15 protein-coding genes and 3 pseudogenes are annotated in these 15,125 nt (G+C 60.5%); 6 read left to right on the forward strand and 12 right to left on the reverse strand.

Features of this window, described 5'->3' with window-relative positions:
- Positions 1–37: 37 nt before the first annotated feature.
- Positions 38–964 (forward strand): annotated as a pseudogene (locus tag ACYZTL_RS11930) (methyl-accepting chemotaxis protein); the annotation flags it as partial.
- Between the two features lie 144 nt (positions 965–1,108).
- Positions 1,109–1,822 (forward strand): methyl-accepting chemotaxis protein, encoded by a 714-nt coding sequence (locus ACYZTL_RS11935; protein WP_461954296.1) that lies wholly within the window; start codon positions 1,109–1,111, stop codon positions 1,820–1,822.
- Positions 1,823–1,965: 143 nt separating this feature from the next.
- Here the strand turns inward: ACYZTL_RS11935 and ACYZTL_RS11940 are convergent, their stop codons facing one another.
- The 9 genes and pseudogenes from ACYZTL_RS11940 to ACYZTL_RS11980 all read right to left on the reverse strand — a co-directional run bounded on the left by ACYZTL_RS11940 (position 1,966) and on the right by ACYZTL_RS11980 (position 7,990).
- Positions 1,966–2,385: a PIN domain-containing protein gene (locus ACYZTL_RS11940; protein WP_461951954.1), complete on the reverse strand. Its 420-nt coding sequence runs from the start codon at positions 2,383–2,385 to the stop codon at positions 1,966–1,968.
- Positions 2,382–2,627, reverse strand: coding sequence for a FitA-like ribbon-helix-helix domain-containing protein (locus tag ACYZTL_RS11945; RefSeq protein WP_461951955.1), 246 nt, complete (start codon positions 2,625–2,627; stop codon positions 2,382–2,384). The genes ACYZTL_RS11940 and ACYZTL_RS11945 overlap by 4 nt, the downstream gene beginning before the upstream one ends.
- An 82-nt stretch (positions 2,628–2,709) precedes the next feature.
- Positions 2,710–3,078, reverse strand: a complete 369-nt coding sequence (locus tag ACYZTL_RS11950) for a glyoxalase superfamily protein (protein ID WP_461951956.1) — start codon at positions 3,076–3,078, stop codon at positions 2,710–2,712.
- A gap of 188 nt (positions 3,079–3,266) precedes the next feature.
- Positions 3,267–4,343 carry a D-aminoacylase gene (locus ACYZTL_RS11955; protein WP_461951957.1) on the reverse strand — a complete coding sequence of 359 codons (1,077 nt, stop codon included), beginning with the start codon at positions 4,341–4,343 and terminating at the stop codon, positions 3,267–3,269.
- Between the two features lies 1 nt (position 4,344).
- A pseudogene (locus ACYZTL_RS11960) lies at positions 4,345–4,938 on the reverse strand (MurR/RpiR family transcriptional regulator); the annotation flags it as partial.
- Between the two features lie 3 nt (positions 4,939–4,941).
- Positions 4,942–5,067: pseudogene (locus tag ACYZTL_RS11965) on the reverse strand (SulP family inorganic anion transporter); the annotation flags it as partial.
- A 203-nt stretch (positions 5,068–5,270) separates the two neighbouring features.
- Positions 5,271–6,164: an NAD-dependent epimerase/dehydratase family protein gene (locus ACYZTL_RS11970; RefSeq protein ID WP_461951958.1), complete on the reverse strand. Its 894-nt coding sequence runs from the start codon at positions 6,162–6,164 to the stop codon at positions 5,271–5,273.
- Positions 6,165–6,267: 103 nt separating this feature from the next.
- Positions 6,268–7,179 (reverse strand): LysR family transcriptional regulator, encoded by a 912-nt coding sequence (locus ACYZTL_RS11975; RefSeq protein WP_461951959.1) that lies wholly within the window; start codon positions 7,177–7,179, stop codon positions 6,268–6,270.
- Positions 7,180–7,399: 220 nt separating this feature from the next.
- The gene (locus tag ACYZTL_RS11980; RefSeq protein ID WP_461951960.1) at positions 7,400–7,990 is read right to left on the reverse strand and encodes an NAD(P)H-dependent oxidoreductase; all 591 of its coding nucleotides are present in this window, start codon (positions 7,988–7,990) and stop codon (positions 7,400–7,402) included.
- Positions 7,991–8,152: 162 nt separating this feature from the next.
- Between ACYZTL_RS11980 and ACYZTL_RS11985 the strand changes: the two genes are divergently transcribed.
- On the forward strand, positions 8,153–8,467 hold the full coding sequence (locus tag ACYZTL_RS11985) for a putative quinol monooxygenase (RefSeq protein WP_461951961.1): 315 nt from the start codon (positions 8,153–8,155) through the stop codon (positions 8,465–8,467).
- Here ACYZTL_RS11985 and ACYZTL_RS11990 read toward each other — a convergent pair.
- Positions 8,457–9,221 carry a sulfite exporter TauE/SafE family protein gene (locus ACYZTL_RS11990; protein WP_461951962.1) on the reverse strand — a complete coding sequence of 255 codons (765 nt, stop codon included), beginning with the start codon at positions 9,219–9,221 and terminating at the stop codon, positions 8,457–8,459. The two genes, ACYZTL_RS11985 and ACYZTL_RS11990, sit on opposite strands and share 11 nt — an antisense overlap.
- A 207-nt stretch (positions 9,222–9,428) precedes the next feature.
- Here ACYZTL_RS11990 and ACYZTL_RS11995 point away from each other — a divergent pair, with 207 nt between their 5' ends.
- The 3 genes from ACYZTL_RS11995 to ACYZTL_RS12005 all read left to right on the forward strand — a co-directional run bounded on the left by ACYZTL_RS11995 (position 9,429) and on the right by ACYZTL_RS12005 (position 12,353).
- A complete protein-coding gene (locus ACYZTL_RS11995; protein WP_461951963.1) occupies positions 9,429–10,331 on the forward strand; it encodes a LysR substrate-binding domain-containing protein in 903 nt (300 codons plus the stop codon).
- Between the two features lie 103 nt (positions 10,332–10,434).
- Complete coding sequence (locus tag ACYZTL_RS12000) at positions 10,435–11,838, forward strand: amino acid permease (RefSeq protein ID WP_461951964.1); 1,404 nt, start codon at positions 10,435–10,437, stop codon at positions 11,836–11,838.
- 170 nt (positions 11,839–12,008) lie between these two features.
- Positions 12,009–12,353: a cupin domain-containing protein gene (locus ACYZTL_RS12005; protein ID WP_008024653.1), complete on the forward strand. Its 345-nt coding sequence runs from the start codon at positions 12,009–12,011 to the stop codon at positions 12,351–12,353.
- Positions 12,354–12,578: 225 nt separating this feature from the next.
- On the opposite strand, the gene mmsB is transcribed toward ACYZTL_RS12005, so the two are convergent.
- Both mmsB and ACYZTL_RS12015 read right to left on the reverse strand, forming a co-directional pair.
- On the reverse strand, positions 12,579–13,466 hold the full coding sequence (gene mmsB / locus ACYZTL_RS12010) for a 3-hydroxyisobutyrate dehydrogenase (RefSeq protein WP_461951965.1): 888 nt from the start codon (positions 13,464–13,466) through the stop codon (positions 12,579–12,581).
- Positions 13,467–13,476: 10 nt separating this feature from the next.
- Positions 13,477–15,003, reverse strand: coding sequence for a CoA-acylating methylmalonate-semialdehyde dehydrogenase (locus ACYZTL_RS12015; protein WP_461951966.1), 1,527 nt, complete (start codon positions 15,001–15,003; stop codon positions 13,477–13,479).
- Between the last annotated feature and the right edge of the window lie 122 nt (positions 15,004–15,125).

Here is a 15,125-nt window from a genome sequence, read left to right on the forward strand (position 1 = left end):
GACAAGCCTGGGCAGTCTGATCGACCGCAGTAACTGGATGAGCGACATCACCCAGCTCAATGCCGGCCTGACCAAGCTGCGCGTGGTTCGCCTGCAATACATGCTGACCAACGGCGACGAAACTGCCGCGCAAAATGTGCAGACCACCCTTGATGCGTTCTCCGCCCAGCAGCAAGCCTTGCTGGTGAAATTCAAGAGTCCGGAAAACCTCAAGCTGCTCAAAGAGCAAGGCGCGGTCATCGAGGCCTACAAGGCGTCCCTGAACAAAATGCGCAGCGCCTACCGCACGGGTAACAGCGCCCGCGATGCCATGAGTGCGAACGCGGAAACCGCCAATACGCTGATCGACGCCATCAGTACCCACGTGCAGCAAATGCCATTGAGCGACCAGCGCTTCGAACAATTCCAGGCCATCACAGCCGCCAAGGAAGCGTTCCTGCTGGCCCGCTACGAAGTGCGCGGCTACACCGCGACCACCAACGTCGAGACCGAGCAGAAAGCCGTCGGTCAACTGGACGCCGCCATCGCCAGCCTGAAACAACTGAATGTGCATTTCGCCGACACTCAGCTGGACGCCCTGCGTCAGCTGGAAACGGCGTTGAGCAATTACCGCAGCGCTTTGCAGGCCTATAAAACCGCGAGTAGCGATGGGGTGCAGGCACGCAAGGAAATGACGGATCAGGGCGCCGCCATCGTGACCCTCAGCGAGCAGCTGTATCAGATCCAGCTTGACCGCCGCGACGCCGAAAGCGCAAAAGCCCGCACCCTGCAACTGATCAGCACCTTGCTGGCACTGCTGGTGGGCATCATTGCCGCCGTGATCATTACCCGTCAGATCACCGGCCCGCTGCGCGACACGCTGGCCGTGGTCGAGCGCATCGCCAGCGGCGACCTGGCCCAGGACGTCAAGGTGACTCGCCGTGATGAACTCGGTGTGTTGCAGCAAGGCATCGCGCGCATGGGCGTGACCCTGCGCGACTTGATCAGCGGCATCCGCGACGGCGTCACTCAGATCGCCAGCGCTGCCGAAGAGCTGTCGGCGGTGACCGGGCAGACCAGCGCCGGCGTGAACAGCCAGAAGATCGAGACCGATCAGGTGGCCACCGCCATGCACGAGATGACCGCCACCGTTCAGGAAGTCGCGCGCAACGCCGAAGAAGCCTCGCAAGCCGCAGCCGCCGCTGACGGCGAAGCCCGCGAAGGCGACAAAGTGGTCAACGAAGCCATCGCCCAGATCGAACGCCTGGCCAGCGAAGTGGTGCGTTCCACCGAAGCCATGAGCGTGCTGCAACAGGAAAGCGACAAGATCGGCAGCGTCATGGACGTGATCAAGGCCGTCGCCGAGCAGACCAACCTGCTGGCGCTCAACGCAGCAATTGAAGCGGCCCGTGCCGGTGAAGCCGGTCGCGGTTTTGCCGTGGTGGCCGATGAAGTCCGTGGCCTGGCCCAGCGCACACAGAAATCCACCGAGGAAATCGAAGGCCTGGTGGCCGCTCTGCAAAACGGCACGCAAAAGGTGTCGGCGGTGATGAACAACAGCCGCGTGCTCACCGACAGCAGCGTCGCCCTGACCCGCAAGGCCGGTGTGTCACTGGAAAACATCACCCGCACGGTGTCCAACATCCAGTCGATGAACCAGCAGATCGCCGCCGCTGCCGAGCAGCAAAGCGCCGTGGCCGAAGAGATCAGCCGCAGCATCATCAACGTGCGCGACGTGTCCGAACAGACTGCGGCGGCCAGCGATGAAACGGCCAAGTCCAGTGTTGAACTGGCGCGGTTGGGGAATCAGTTGCAGATGATGGTCAGTCACTTCAGGGTTTGAGTCGCCCCCCATTGATGCATTCCCACGCTCCCGCGTGGGAATGCATCAATAGACGCTCTGCGTCTGCTTCGGCATGTGACGCGGAGCGTCACGGGCTGTATTTCAGGATGTGGGAGCGATCAACGTTGCCGTCACCAACGGAATCAGGCCCCCCACGGATTGATCACTTCAACTCCGGAAAATTCGAAGTCCCGAACATTGCGGGTCGCAATCGGAGCACCATGGCTTCGGCAGATTGCGGCAATTTGCGCATCAGCCATCGACGCCGCTCGACCATTGGCTTCCGCGCCAGCAACAAGCGTCGCGTACTCAACGGCGGCGTGGGCATCAAAAGGTAAAATCCTTCCGGCAAAATCCTCTTCGAACATCGCCATCGCATGGGCTTCAAGTTTCTGCTTGCGCTTGCCAAAGGGAAGCCGCGCAATGCCGTGAAGAATTTCTGCCACGGTGATAGCGCTGATTGCCAGATCCATCGACGGTTGTGCATCGACCCAGGCCAGCACTTTTAAGTCGGGCTCGACGCGCATGAACTCCGAAAGAACATTGGTATCGAGCACTATCATTCGGAGAAATCCACCGCGGTTGCTTTCTCGTGACGCGAAGGAAGATCGAGTTCAACCCCACCGGTAGCGCTAAATCTTTTACGAATCCGGCTTCCAAGCCCTCCAGCGCGATCAACGGTAGACAAGGCTCTACCTAAAATCAGGCGAGCCTCTTCTTCCATCGAATGCCCGTTGTGGGCTGCTGCGATGCGCAGTTGTTCTTTAACCTGATCGTCGAGGTTTCGAATTGTGATGCTGGCCATGACGCCTCCTGCAATCAATGAAATCATTGATTGAGGCTAACACACCTCTCATCACTAATAACCACGAAGCCGCCGAGCGGCTTCAAGCACTAATCGCATTGGTAAACACCAACCGATTCCCGAACGGGTCTGCAATCGTCATGTCCTGACTACCCCACGGCATCGCCTGAATCTGCGGGTGCGAGAACGTGTATTCCTTAGCCAGCAGTTGCTGCTGAAACGCCTCCAGCTCATCCGTCTCGATGCGCAATGCCGAACCCGGCGTGCTGTCGCCATGGTGTTCGGACAGATGCAGCACGCATTCGCCGCGAGAGACCTGCAAGTACAGCGGAAAATCCGGCTCGAAACGATGCTGCCAGTCGATCTTGAAACCCAGGAAGTCGACGTAGAACTCCACGGCCTTGTTTTCGTCGAAAATCCGCAGAATCGGGGTGGTTTTTCCGAAGCTCATGAAGTTGCTCCCAGACTGGAAAGGCCCAGAGTGTAGCTGGGCTGGTGTCAGCGCTTCGGCCTGCTGATGGCTTTCTTTAATTGCAATGTGCCATCACTGTGACGCAGTTCAAAAGATCGCAGCCTGCGGCAGCTCCTACGGGGTACGCATTTCAACGTAGGAGCTGCCGCAGGCTGCGATCTTTACGATCAATGAAAACCTGCGCGCAAATCCCCTTCCCGCGCCAGAAACCGCCCTTCCCTTTTTCCGTTCGCCTGCCCGTCGCTGTAACTCAACACACCGTTGACCCACACCCCGTCGATACCTTCCGCCGCCCGTTGCGGATCATTGAAGTCCGCGACATCGCGAATGGTCACCGGATCGAACAACACCAGGTCCGCCCAATGTCCTTCACGAATCTCACCCCGGTCCTTCAAACCGAATCGCGCCGCGGACAGCCCGGTCATTTTGTGCACCGCCGTGTGCAGCGGAAACAGCCCGACGTCGCGACTGAAATGTCCGAGCACCCGTGGGAATGCGCCCCACAAACGTGGATGCGGAAACGGGTCTTCGGGCAAGCCATCAGAGCCGTTCATCGACAGCGGGTGCGCGAGGATGCTTCGTACGTCGTTCTCATCCATTCCGTAGTACACCGCGCCGAATGCCGCCAGTTCTTCGGTCAGTTGCATCACTTCATCGGTGGAAGCCGAGAAGGCGCTGGCGTACGCCAGGCCGGTGGATAAACCCAAGGCGCCGGCTTCAAGGCTCTCGCGCAGTTGCTCGCGCATCGCGCTGATTTCATCCGGCGTGGCCGTGCGGAACAGGTCGTCGAGATGATTGCTGCGCAACGCGGTGTGGCCCACCAGTGCGGCGACGTTCAGCGTGGTGTTCGCCGCTTCGACCGCCGCGCGATAGTCGCTGAATGTCGGATAAACAAAGGCCGCCGAGGTGCCGAGCAGGTTCATCGGGTCCGGCGGATCACCTTTCAAACTCACCGGCGAAGCGCTGATCCCGCAGTTGCCGACAATGACGGTGGTCACGCCCTGGCTGAGCTTGGGCAGCATCTGCGGCTGGCGGATCACCACCGTGTCGTCGTGGGTGTGCACGTCGATGAAACCCGGCGCCAGCACTCGGCCGGCAGCGTCGATTTCTTCGGTGGCGGTGGCGTCGTGCAAGTCGCCGATGCGCTCGATGCGGCCGTCCAGAATCGCCACGTCGGCGCGATAACCGGGGGCGTTACTGCCGTCGATGATCAGGGCGTTGCGAATCAGCGTGTCGTACATCATGTCAGTCTCCCAGCGGCAAGTGATCGTCGCCGCCGCGGTAATCGTCGAGGGCGAGTTTGATCCGCCGCAGACGCTCTTGATTGTCTTCAGGATTGGCCAGCGCCAGCTCGGTGGCAAGCACGTCGATGGCCAGCAGCATGCCGTAGCGTGCCGCCGTGGGTTTGTAGATGAACGAGGTTTCGACGCCTTGCAGCGGCAGCAGCACATCGGCCAATTGCGCCAGCGGCGAGTCGGCCCGGGTGATGGCGAGAATGCGTGCGCCGTAGCTGCGTGCCAGTTCGATGGCTTCGATTAACTCAGGGGTAATGCCGGTCAGCGAGCAAACGATCACCGCGTGTTCGGAGCCGAGGCTAGCGGCAGTGACACGCATCATCACCGGGTCGTGGCACACCGAAATCGGGTAGCCGAATCGCACCAGCCGCACCTGCAGTTCATCGCTGCACAAGGTCGAGCAACCGCCCATGCCGAACGCATGAATCATCCGCGCCTTGCCCAGCAACTTCACCGCGTCGGCGAAGCGCAACTCGTCGAACGCCGACAGATGCTGGCGCAATGTGGACTCGATATCGCCGACGATCTGCCCGTAGAACGCCGACTACGCGCCGTAAAGCCCCATCAATGGATTGAGATGGGCGACCAGCGCAAAGGCGATGCATTCGGGCAACAGGGCGAACGAGGTGGTGAGTCCGGCCAGGACATCGGCGCGCAGACGTTTTGCTTTCATGGGGGACCGGACACAGCAGGGAAAGAGGGGGGCGGATGGTACGGAATTGAGGGCAACCGGGCCAGTTGTCGGGCTGCTGAAAATGCCTTCGCGAGCAAGCCCGCTCCCACAGGTTTTGTGTCGTTCACGAAATTGTCGAACGACACATAACCTGTGGGAGCGTGGCTTGCCCGCGATGAACGATGACGCGGTCTAAGGTGGACTCAAACCATCTCGTCCCGAATCCACTCAACCACCGACGTCCGCTTCGGCACCCACCCCAACAACTCCCGCGCATGCTTGCCGCGCACCCGGCTGTTGGAGCCCAAACCATAGTTGGCCATTTCATAACCCCACTCGGCTTCGGCGTCTTTCAACGGCCAATCCTGCAGCTCACCCAAATTCAACGCCTGGGCAATCGCCGTGGTCATTTCGATGAACGATGCTTCACCGCTTTCGACGAAGTAGAACGTGCCCGGTACGTTTTTGCCCAGCGCCAGCAGGTACAGGGACACCACGTCTTCGATGTGCACGTTGGACCAGATGTTCTGGCCGCTACCGACATGACGAACCACGCCACTTTTGCGCGCCTGTTTCAGCAAGCGCGGCAATTGCACGCTGTCACGCTTGACGCCCAGGCTGTGGCCGTAGATCAGGGTGTTGCAGATCACGGCCGAGTTCACCCCGTCTTTCGCAGCGGCGAGGATAAGGTTGTCGATGGCCACACGCGCAGCCTTGTCTGCCGTCGGCTCCGGCAGACTGTCGTCGTCATAGACGACGTCACTGGACTTGCCGCCCGACGCATCGCCGACGATGCTCGAACCGCTAGTGTGCAGGAACACTTTGTCGGAACCGCGCAAGGCATTGAGCAAGGCTTGCACCGCACCGCGATGGTCGCTGCTGGCGGCGTTGATCACGGCGTCGGCAGTGCGGGCCTGCTCGGCCAGTAGTGCGCTGTCGTCAAGAGTGCCGATGACCGGGGTGATGCCCAAAGCGCTCAATTCATTGGCTTGTTCGGTGCTGCGCACCAGTCCGGTGACCGTGTGGCCAGCGCGGACCAGGCCGGTAGCGATGGAGCCGCCGATAAAACCGGCAGCGCCGGTAACGAATACGTTCATGGAGAAACTCCCTGCGTGAATAAGTGATGCAACGAGTATCAAGCAGTCGTCACTGACGAAAAATCCCCGTTGACCCAATTCACTCTTGCGCAGGGATCATGAATCAGCCCTTGAAATCCGGGTTCGCGTAAACCGCCAACTTGCCCTGGATGAAGTCCAGGAAGCACTGAATCCGCAGGGCCAGTTGTGAGTTGCGGTAGTACACCGCGTTGATCGGCTGGCGATAGCCGCTGTTGAAATCCGCCAGCAGCACCTTCAAGCGTCCGGCGCGGATGTCTTCGATAGTCATGAAATGCGACAGGCTGGCAATGCCCTGACCTTCCAGCGCCAGGTGCCTGATCGTCTCGCCGCTGGACGCGCTGATCGACGCCTGAATCGGCCAGCGATCGCCATGCACATAACGCAACGGCCATTGGTTGAGGCCTTCGTTATGGGTAAAGCCCAGCAGCGCGTGCCCGCTCAGATCCTCGACCACCTTCGGTGTGCCGTGTTGCTCAAGGTAGGCCGGGCTGGCGACGATGTGCAGCGGGCTGCAACCCAGCGAACGGGCGTGCAGGGTCGAGTCGGCCAGCGTGCCGATGCGGATGGCGATGTCGGTGCTCTGTTCGAGCAGGTCGATGATCAGGTCGTTGCTGTTGAGTTCGAGCTGGATGTCCGGGTAGAGCCGGCGGAACTCGTCGATGTACGGCACGATGGCGTGCAGCATGAACGGCGAGGCAGCGTTGATCCGCAAGCGCCCGGACGGGGTTTGCTGGCGTGAGGACAGGCGCTCTTCGAGCTCGTCCATCTGATCGAGAATCAGCTTGGCGTGCTCGAAGAAATACTTGCCCTCCTCGGTCAGGTCCATGCGTCGCGTGGTGCGGTTGATCAGCGTGGTATCGAGTTTCGCCTCCAGCCGCGACAGCGTGCGGCTGACCGCCGAAGGCGTCTGCCCGACCTGCTCGGCCGCCGCCGAAATCGACCCGCACTCAATCACGCAGACGAAAATCTGCAACTCATCGGATCTGGCTTTCACGTGTGTCCCTTATCGATAGTCCTGCGCCATTTCACTGTGCAGAGGAAACCTGTGGCGAGGGAGCTTGCTCCCGCTGGTGCGCGAAGCGGACCCAAAACCAGCGAACGCGGTAGTTCTGGCAGATCGCGTCGGCTGAATCACGACGGCTTCGCCGCCGAGCGGGAGCAAGCTCCCTCGCCACAAATCAGCGTCCGCTCAAGACATCGATAGTAGCCGAGCATCAAGCCTTGAGGCCAAACACCTCGGCCAGATGCTGTTCATAGCGCGCCACATCGGCTTCGATGTTCGGGCGCTTCATCACGTCAACGCACAGGAACGTCGGCAAACCGGTCATGCCGAGAAACTCGTTGGCCTTGTGGAACGGGAAGTACACCGCGTCCACGCCCTTGGCTTCGAAGAAGTCGGTCGGGTCGTCGAAGGCTTGCTGCGGCGCGTTCCAGGTCAGCGACAGCATGTATTGCTTGCCCTGCACCAGGCCACCGCTGCCGTACTTTTGCGAGGCGTCGGAACGGGTGCGACCGTCGCTGGCGTAGAGGCTGCCGTGGCCTTCGGTGAAGACTTCGTCGATGTACTTTTTCACCGTCCACGGCGCGCCCATCCACCAACCGGGCATCTGATAAATGATCACGTCGGCCCAGAGGAATTTGGCGACTTCTTCGGCGACGTCGTAACCCTCGTCGATGAAGGTGGCTTTCACGTCAACACCGCCGCGATCCAGCACGCTCAGCGCGGCTTCATGCAGGGTGGAGTTGTAGCGGCCATCGGAGTGCGCAAACTTTTTGCCGCCATTGAGCAACAGGACTTTTTTCATGAGAAATCTCGAAAGGATCAGAAATTGGATGGCGGCAGGTTAGCGACCGGCCCCGCGCGGAATAAGCCCTGAATTCACAAAATTCATTTGACCCATACGCACGAATCAATAGGCGATTGTTGCCATAAACTGGCGCCGATTCTGAACTTGAGGAGACTTCTAATGAGTGAAATGCAAGGCTTCATCCTGCACGCCAAGACCCGCCCGGAAAAATCTGACGCCTTCGAAGCGTTCTTCCGCGGCTATGTGGAGGCAAGTCGTGCCGAGCCCGGCTGCATCGAGTACCACATGCTGCGCGACAAACAGGACCCGACACTGTTTATCTTCTTCGAGATCTGGCAATCCCTGGCGCATCTCGACGTGCACTCGAATCTGCCGCACATGAAGCAGTTTCTCGAACAGCGCGAAGCCTATCTGGAGCAGGATTTCGAGATCCGCGCGATCGACATGCTCAGCCCGTCGTCCGCTACCCGCTGATCAGCAAATGGCCGCCGAGTACGCCGAGGCCGATGAAGAACACGCGCTTGAACAGCACGGCGCTGATCCGCTGACGCAGCCATTGCCCGAGCAACATGCCGAGCACCGCCGGGATCAGCGCCAGCAATGACGCGTTCAACTCGTCCCCGCCCAGCGCCCCGCGCCATAACAGGCCGGCGGCGAGTGCGAGGGTCGACACGGTGAACGACAGGCCTAGCGCCTGCACCAGTTCATCCTTGTTCAAACCCAGTGCTTGCAGGTACGGCACCGCCGGAATCACGAAGACGCCGGTGGCCGAGGTGATGACACCCGTCAGCACGCCGCACAGCGGGCCGAGCCAGCGTTCGGTGCCACGACTGACGCGCATGATCGGCAGGAACAACCCGCTCAGCGCGTAGAGCAGCAACGCCGCGCCCAATCCCCGCACCACCCAATGACCGCCGGCCATGCCGATCCACAACGTGCCAGCGCCAGTGCCGATGAAGATCGCCAGCAACATCGGCCACAGCCGTTTGACCAGCCCCTGCAAATGCCCACCGAAGGCCAGTTGCCAGACGTTGGTCAGGGTCGCGGGAATAATCAGCAACGCCGCAGCCTGCGACGGCGCCATAGCCAGACCGAGCAGGCCCATGGCGATGGTTGGCAGGCCGAGGCCGATGACACCTTTGATCATTCCGGCCAGCAGGAAGGTGGCGATGACCATCAGGGAAAGGGTCAGACCGAGGTTTTGGTAGAACGCGGCGAGTGTATTCATGGGCTTATCCTGAGCCCGGAATGGCTGCGTGAAAATCTGCCATATACTGAGGGTGCCTCTTGCTCAGGAAGAGGCTGATATATTCGTCATTTTGACTGACGCCTTCGCGAGCAGGCTCGCTCCCACAGGGGAATGCATTTCAAATGTGGGAGCGAGCCTGCTCGCGAAAGCGCCCTTCCAGGCAACACATATTCTGAGGTTGCTGTAATGCACTTCGACCTGACCGACCTGCGCCTCTACCTGAACATCCTCGACACCGGCAACATCACCGCCGGCGCCGCTCGCAGCCATTTATCCCTGGCGGCAGCGAGCGCGCGAATCCGCGCGATGGAATCATCTCTGGGCATTGATTTTCTCGAACGCGGTCGTCGCGGCGTCACCCCCACGCCTGCCGGAAAAGCCCTGGCGCAACACGCCAGGCTCTTGCTGCAACATGCCGAACGCATGCAGCAGGACCTGGCCGAATATGCCAAAGGCGTCAAAGGTCAGGTGCGCTTGTTATGCAACACCACAGCGATCACCGAGCACCTGCCGGAAGTGCTGGCGGACTTCCTGTGCCGTCATCCCAACCTCGACATTGATCTGCAGGAGTTGCCCAGCGCCCGTATCACTCACGCCCTGCGTCAGGGCGCTGCAGACCTTGGCATCGTCTCCGACGCCGTGGACACCCACGCCCTCGAAACCCTGCCCTTTCGCGATGATCCGCTGGTGCTGATCGTGCCGCCCGACCATCCCCTGGCGAACGGCGCGACACCCGGTTTCATCGACACCCTGCATCACGATTACGTTGGCCTGAGCGCCAATAGCGCACTGGCGGTGTACCTCGAAGAACAGGCATTGCACGCGGGGATGCGCCTGCAAATCCGCATCCGCGCGGAAGGTTTCGACGGGGTGATGCGCATGGTCGCTCGCGGCGCAGGGCTGGCGATTGTGCCGCTGGCGGCGATCCAGCGCCGGGCCGTCGATCAACCGTTCAAGATCTTCGCCCTGAAGGAAGACTGGGCCCAGCGCAAATTGTTGCTGTGCGCCCGCTCATTCACTGGCCTGCCCGGTTATGCCAGAGCCCTGCTCGACGCGTTGCGCGCTGCAAACCGGACCGGGAGCCCATGAAAACCAGTGTTTGGCCCCACAGGCACCTGTATGACGAAGGCCGCGCAGAGTAATATCTGCGCTTTCAAATCAAGCCTGACCACAACAACCAAAAGGGAACCAGATGGCGGATGAAATCTTGCAACAGGTAACGCTCAAGCGGGGGTTGAAAAATCGGCACATTCAACTGATCGCATTGGGCGGAGCCATTGGTACGGGGCTGTTCCTGGGCTCCGCCGGAGTGCTCAAGTCCGCTGGACCGTCGATGATCCTCGGCTACGCGATTGCCGGACTCATCGCTTTCCTGATCATGCGCCAACTCGGTGAGATGATTGTCGAAGAACCGGTGGCCGGCTCTTTCAGCCACTTCGCGCACAACTACTGGGGCGGTTTTGCCGGTTTCCTGTCCGGCTGGAACTACTGGGTGCTGTATGTGCTGGTGGGCATGGCCGAGCTGACGGCCGTCGGCAAGTACGTGCAGTTCTGGTGGCCGGAGGTGCCGACCTGGGTCAGCGCGGCGGTGTTCTTCGTGCTGGTCAACCTGATCAATACACTGAACGTCAAAGTCTTCGGCGAGATGGAATTCTGGTTCGCGATCATCAAGGTCGTGGCCATCATCGGCATGATCCTCCTCGGCTGCTACATGCTGTTCAGCGGCACCGGCGGCCCGCAAGCGTCCGTGAGTAACCTGTGGAGCCATGGCGGTTTCTTCCCCAACGGCACCAACGGTTTGCTGATGGCGATGGCGTTCATCCTGTTTTCCTTCGGCGGTCTGGAACTGGTCGGCATCACCGCGGCTGAAGCCAGCGAGCCGAGAAAGGTCATTCCCAAGGCCATCAATCAGGTGGTTTACCGGGTGCTGATTTTCTACGTTGGCGCGCTCACTGTGTTGCTGTCGCTGTATCCCTGGGATCAACTGCTGCAGACCCTGGGCGCCTCGGGCGATACCTACAGCGGCAGCCCGTTCGTGCAGATTTTCGCCTTGATCGGCAGCGACACCGCCGCGCAGATCCTCAACTTCGTGGTGCTCACCGCGGCGCTGTCGGTTTACAACAGCGGCGTCTACTGCAACAGCCGCATGCTCTTCGGCCTGGCCGAACAAGGCGATGCGCCAAAGGTTTTGATGAAGCTGAACAAGCAGGGCGTACCGTTGCTGGCGCTGGGCGTCTCGGCGCTGATCACGATGTTGGCCGTGCTGGTCAACTACGTCGCTCCGCAAGAAGCGCTTGAGTTGTTGTTCGCCCTGGTGGTTGCGTCCCTGATGATCAACTGGGCGCTGATCAGCCTGACGCACCTCAAGTTTCGCAAGGCCATGGTACAGCGCGGCATCGTGCCCGGCTTCAAGGCCTTCTGGTCGCCGTACACCAATTACCTGTGCCTGGCGTTCATGGCCGTGATCATCTGCGTCATCTGGATGATTCCGCCGGTGCGTGCCTCGGTGTATGCCATGCCGGTGTGGGTGTTGGTGATCTACGGTTGCTACCGGTTGCGCATGGCCAGGCACCGAAACCTGCCAGTGGCTCAATAAACACTGAATAAAAAAACGCCCCGGCATTCCATGAATACCGGGGCGTTTTTTTTATGGCTTGCGTCAGTGACCGAGCGTTTCTGGACACCCCGATGTCGAGCACAGACAACTGATGTCGCACCAAGCCCTATAGGGTGCGACTTCAGTTCTCCCTCACGCTCGGAGTCATCATGTCCGCACCGATAACCGTTCTTCGCGACACTCACCCACTGCCGGTGCTCGACGCCTGCAAATGGGAAAAACTCGAAGGCGATCCGCACACCGTCAACCTCAACGCCTACACCAGCGAAGACGGCAGCAAGATCATGGGCACCTGGATCTGCACGCCGGGCAAGTGGTATGTGGAATACGTGAAGTGGGAATACTGCGATTTCCGCGAGGGTTACTGCATCATCACCCCGGAAGGAAAGGAGCCGATCCATCTGCGTGCCGGTGATATTTTCGTCATTGAGCCGGGGATGAAAGGCACGTGGGAAGTGGTTGAAACCGTGCGCAAATATTTCGTGTTTGCCTGATGCAAAAAAACCGGGAGATCACCCGACGTGATTTCCCGGTCAAAAATACTTTTCGGAGCAGCACCAAACCTGTGGCGAGGGAGCTTGCTCCCGCTCGGCTGCGAAGCAGCCGCAAAATCAGCAACCGCGTTTGACCTGTAACACCGCGCTCGCCGGGTTTGGGTCCGCTTCGCGAACCAGCGGGAGCAAGCTCCCTCGCCACAAAAGCCTGATCCCCCCCCTTCTCTATTGCGGTTTGCGATAGCTATTGATGATCGCCGAAAAGTCCTTGCCACCTTCCCCGCGCTGGCTCATCGCCTGATACAACTGCTGGGCCACCGCGCCGAGCACCACCGGTTGGTGCGCCTGACGTGCCGCTTCCGTGGCCAGCCCCAGATCCTTGAGCATCAGTTCGGCACCGAAACCGCCGGTATAGCCGCGCGAGGCCGGCGCCGTTTCGACGATGCCCGGCCACGGGTTGTACATTTCCGAACTCCAGCAACGACCGGTGGAACTGTTGATGATGCCGGCGAGCACGGTGGTGTCGATCCCCAGAGCATCACCGAGCGCCATGGCTTCGCTGACGCCGACCATGGAGATCGCCAGCAGCAGGTTGTTGCAGATCTTGGCGATTTGCCCGGTGCCGACTTCACCACAATGGACGATGTTGCGGCCCATCTGCGCCAGCACCGGTTGCAGGTTGGCGAACAGTTCCGGCGTGGCGCCGACCATGAAGGTCAGGGTTCCCGCCGCTGCGCCGCCAGTGCCACCCGACACCGGCGCATCCGCCATGGCCACGCCTTGCCTGGCTGCCGCAACTGCCACATCGCGCGCCGTCTGCGGGTCGATGGTGCTGCAATCAACCGCCGGCACGCCTTTGGCGATCCCCGCCAGCACGCCGTCTTCACCCAGCCACACGCTGCGCACGTGCACCGCGGCGGGCAGCATGGTGATCACCAGTTCTGCGCCTTGAGCCGCTTCACGGGCCGTCGCGCTGATGCTGCCGCCCAGTTGCTCCAGCTCGGCCAGAACGGTTTTGTTCAGATCAACCAGTCGCAACACGTGGCCGGCCTTGATCAGGTTGCGCGCCATCGGCGCGCCCATATTGCCGAGACCGATAAAAGCGATTTTCATGTCCGGCTCCTTAACGCAAGTGGATGGTGGTGTTCACACCGTCGTTGACGCTGTCGTCATCGAACCAGCGACTGGTGACGGTCTTGGTCTGAGTGTAGAACTGCACCACTTGCTTGCCATACGGGCCGAGGTCGCCGAGTTTGGAACCGCGCGAACCAGTGAAGCTGAAGAACGGGACCGGCACCGGAATCGGGATGTTGATGCCGACCTGGCCGACGTCGATTTCGTTCTGGAATTTGCGCGCCGCCGCACCGCTCTGGGTGAACAGGCCGGTGCCGTTGCCGAACGGGTTGGCGTTGACCAGTGCGATGGCTTCGTCGAGCGTATTCACTTCCAGCACCACCAGCACCGGGCCGAAGATTTCCTGGGTGTAGATCTGCATCTCGGGGGTCACGCCGGAGAACAGGGTCGGGCCGACAAAGTTGCCCTTCTCGAAGCCAGGAACGGTGATGTCGCGACCGTCCAGCTCAAGCTTGGCGCCTTCCTTGATGCCGCTTTCGATCAGATCGAGAATCCGTGCCTTGGCGCGCTTGGAAATCACTGGCCCAACGTCAGTGCCCGGCTCGCTGCCGGCGTTCACTTTGAGCTTCTGCGCCAGCGCTTTCAGGTCTGGCAGCCATTGCTTGGCCGCGCCCACCAGCACAACCACGGACGTGGCCATGCAACGCTGACCGGCCGCACCGAAACCGGCACCGACCAGCGCATTCAGCGCCTGTTCGCGATTGGCATCCGGCAGCACCACGGCGTGGTTTTTCGCGCCCATCATCGATTGCACGCGCTTGCCGTGCTTGCCGGCCAGGTCGTAGACGTGAGTACCGACGGCGGTCGAACCGACGAAGGACACAGCCTTGATGTCTTTATGAGTGCAGAGCGCGTCCACCACGTCCTTGCCGCCATGAACGACGTTAAGCACGCCCGCCGGAACACCGGCCTCGATCGCCAGTTCCACCAGCAGCATGGTCGACATCGGGTCCTGTTCGGACGGCTTGAGCACGAAGGTGTTGCCGCAGGCGATAGCCATCGGGAACATCCACAGCGGAATCATCGCCGGGAAGTTGAACGGGGTGATGCCGGCGCAGACGCCGATCGGCTGACGCAGGGTGTAGGTATCGACGCCGCCCGCGACGTTCTCGGCGAATTCGCCCATTTGCAGGCTGCCAATGGAGCACGCGTGTTCGACCACTTCCAGGCCACGGAAAATATCGCCTTCAGCATCGGCAATGGTTTTGCCCTGCTCGTTGCTGAGCACCACGGCGATGCGTTTGGAGTGCTCGCGAATCAACGCCTGGAGCTTGAGCATGATGCGCATGCGCGCACCGATCGGGGTCAGCTTCCAGGTCTGGAAGGCGCGATGGGCGGCGCTGATCGCGGCGTCGACTTCCTGCGCGGTTGCGAACGGAACCTTGGCCAGCACTTGCTGGGTCGCCGGGTTAACGATGTCGTGCCATTCGGTGGTCTGGGACTCGACCCACTCGCCGTCGATCAACAGCTTGACCTTTTGCACAGTGGTTTCGTTTGGCGTGAGCGATGCGTTCATGATGGTCTCCGGGACATTGTTCTTGTTTAGAGAGCTATCTAAGGAGCCAAGGCGAGAAAGTCGCCTTGAGCTGAGGCGTGTGTCGCGAATTGGTTGTCGGACTGTTTTTGGAGTATAGATGT

The sequence above is a fragment of the Pseudomonas sp. LB3P81 genome (assembly GCF_054897965.1).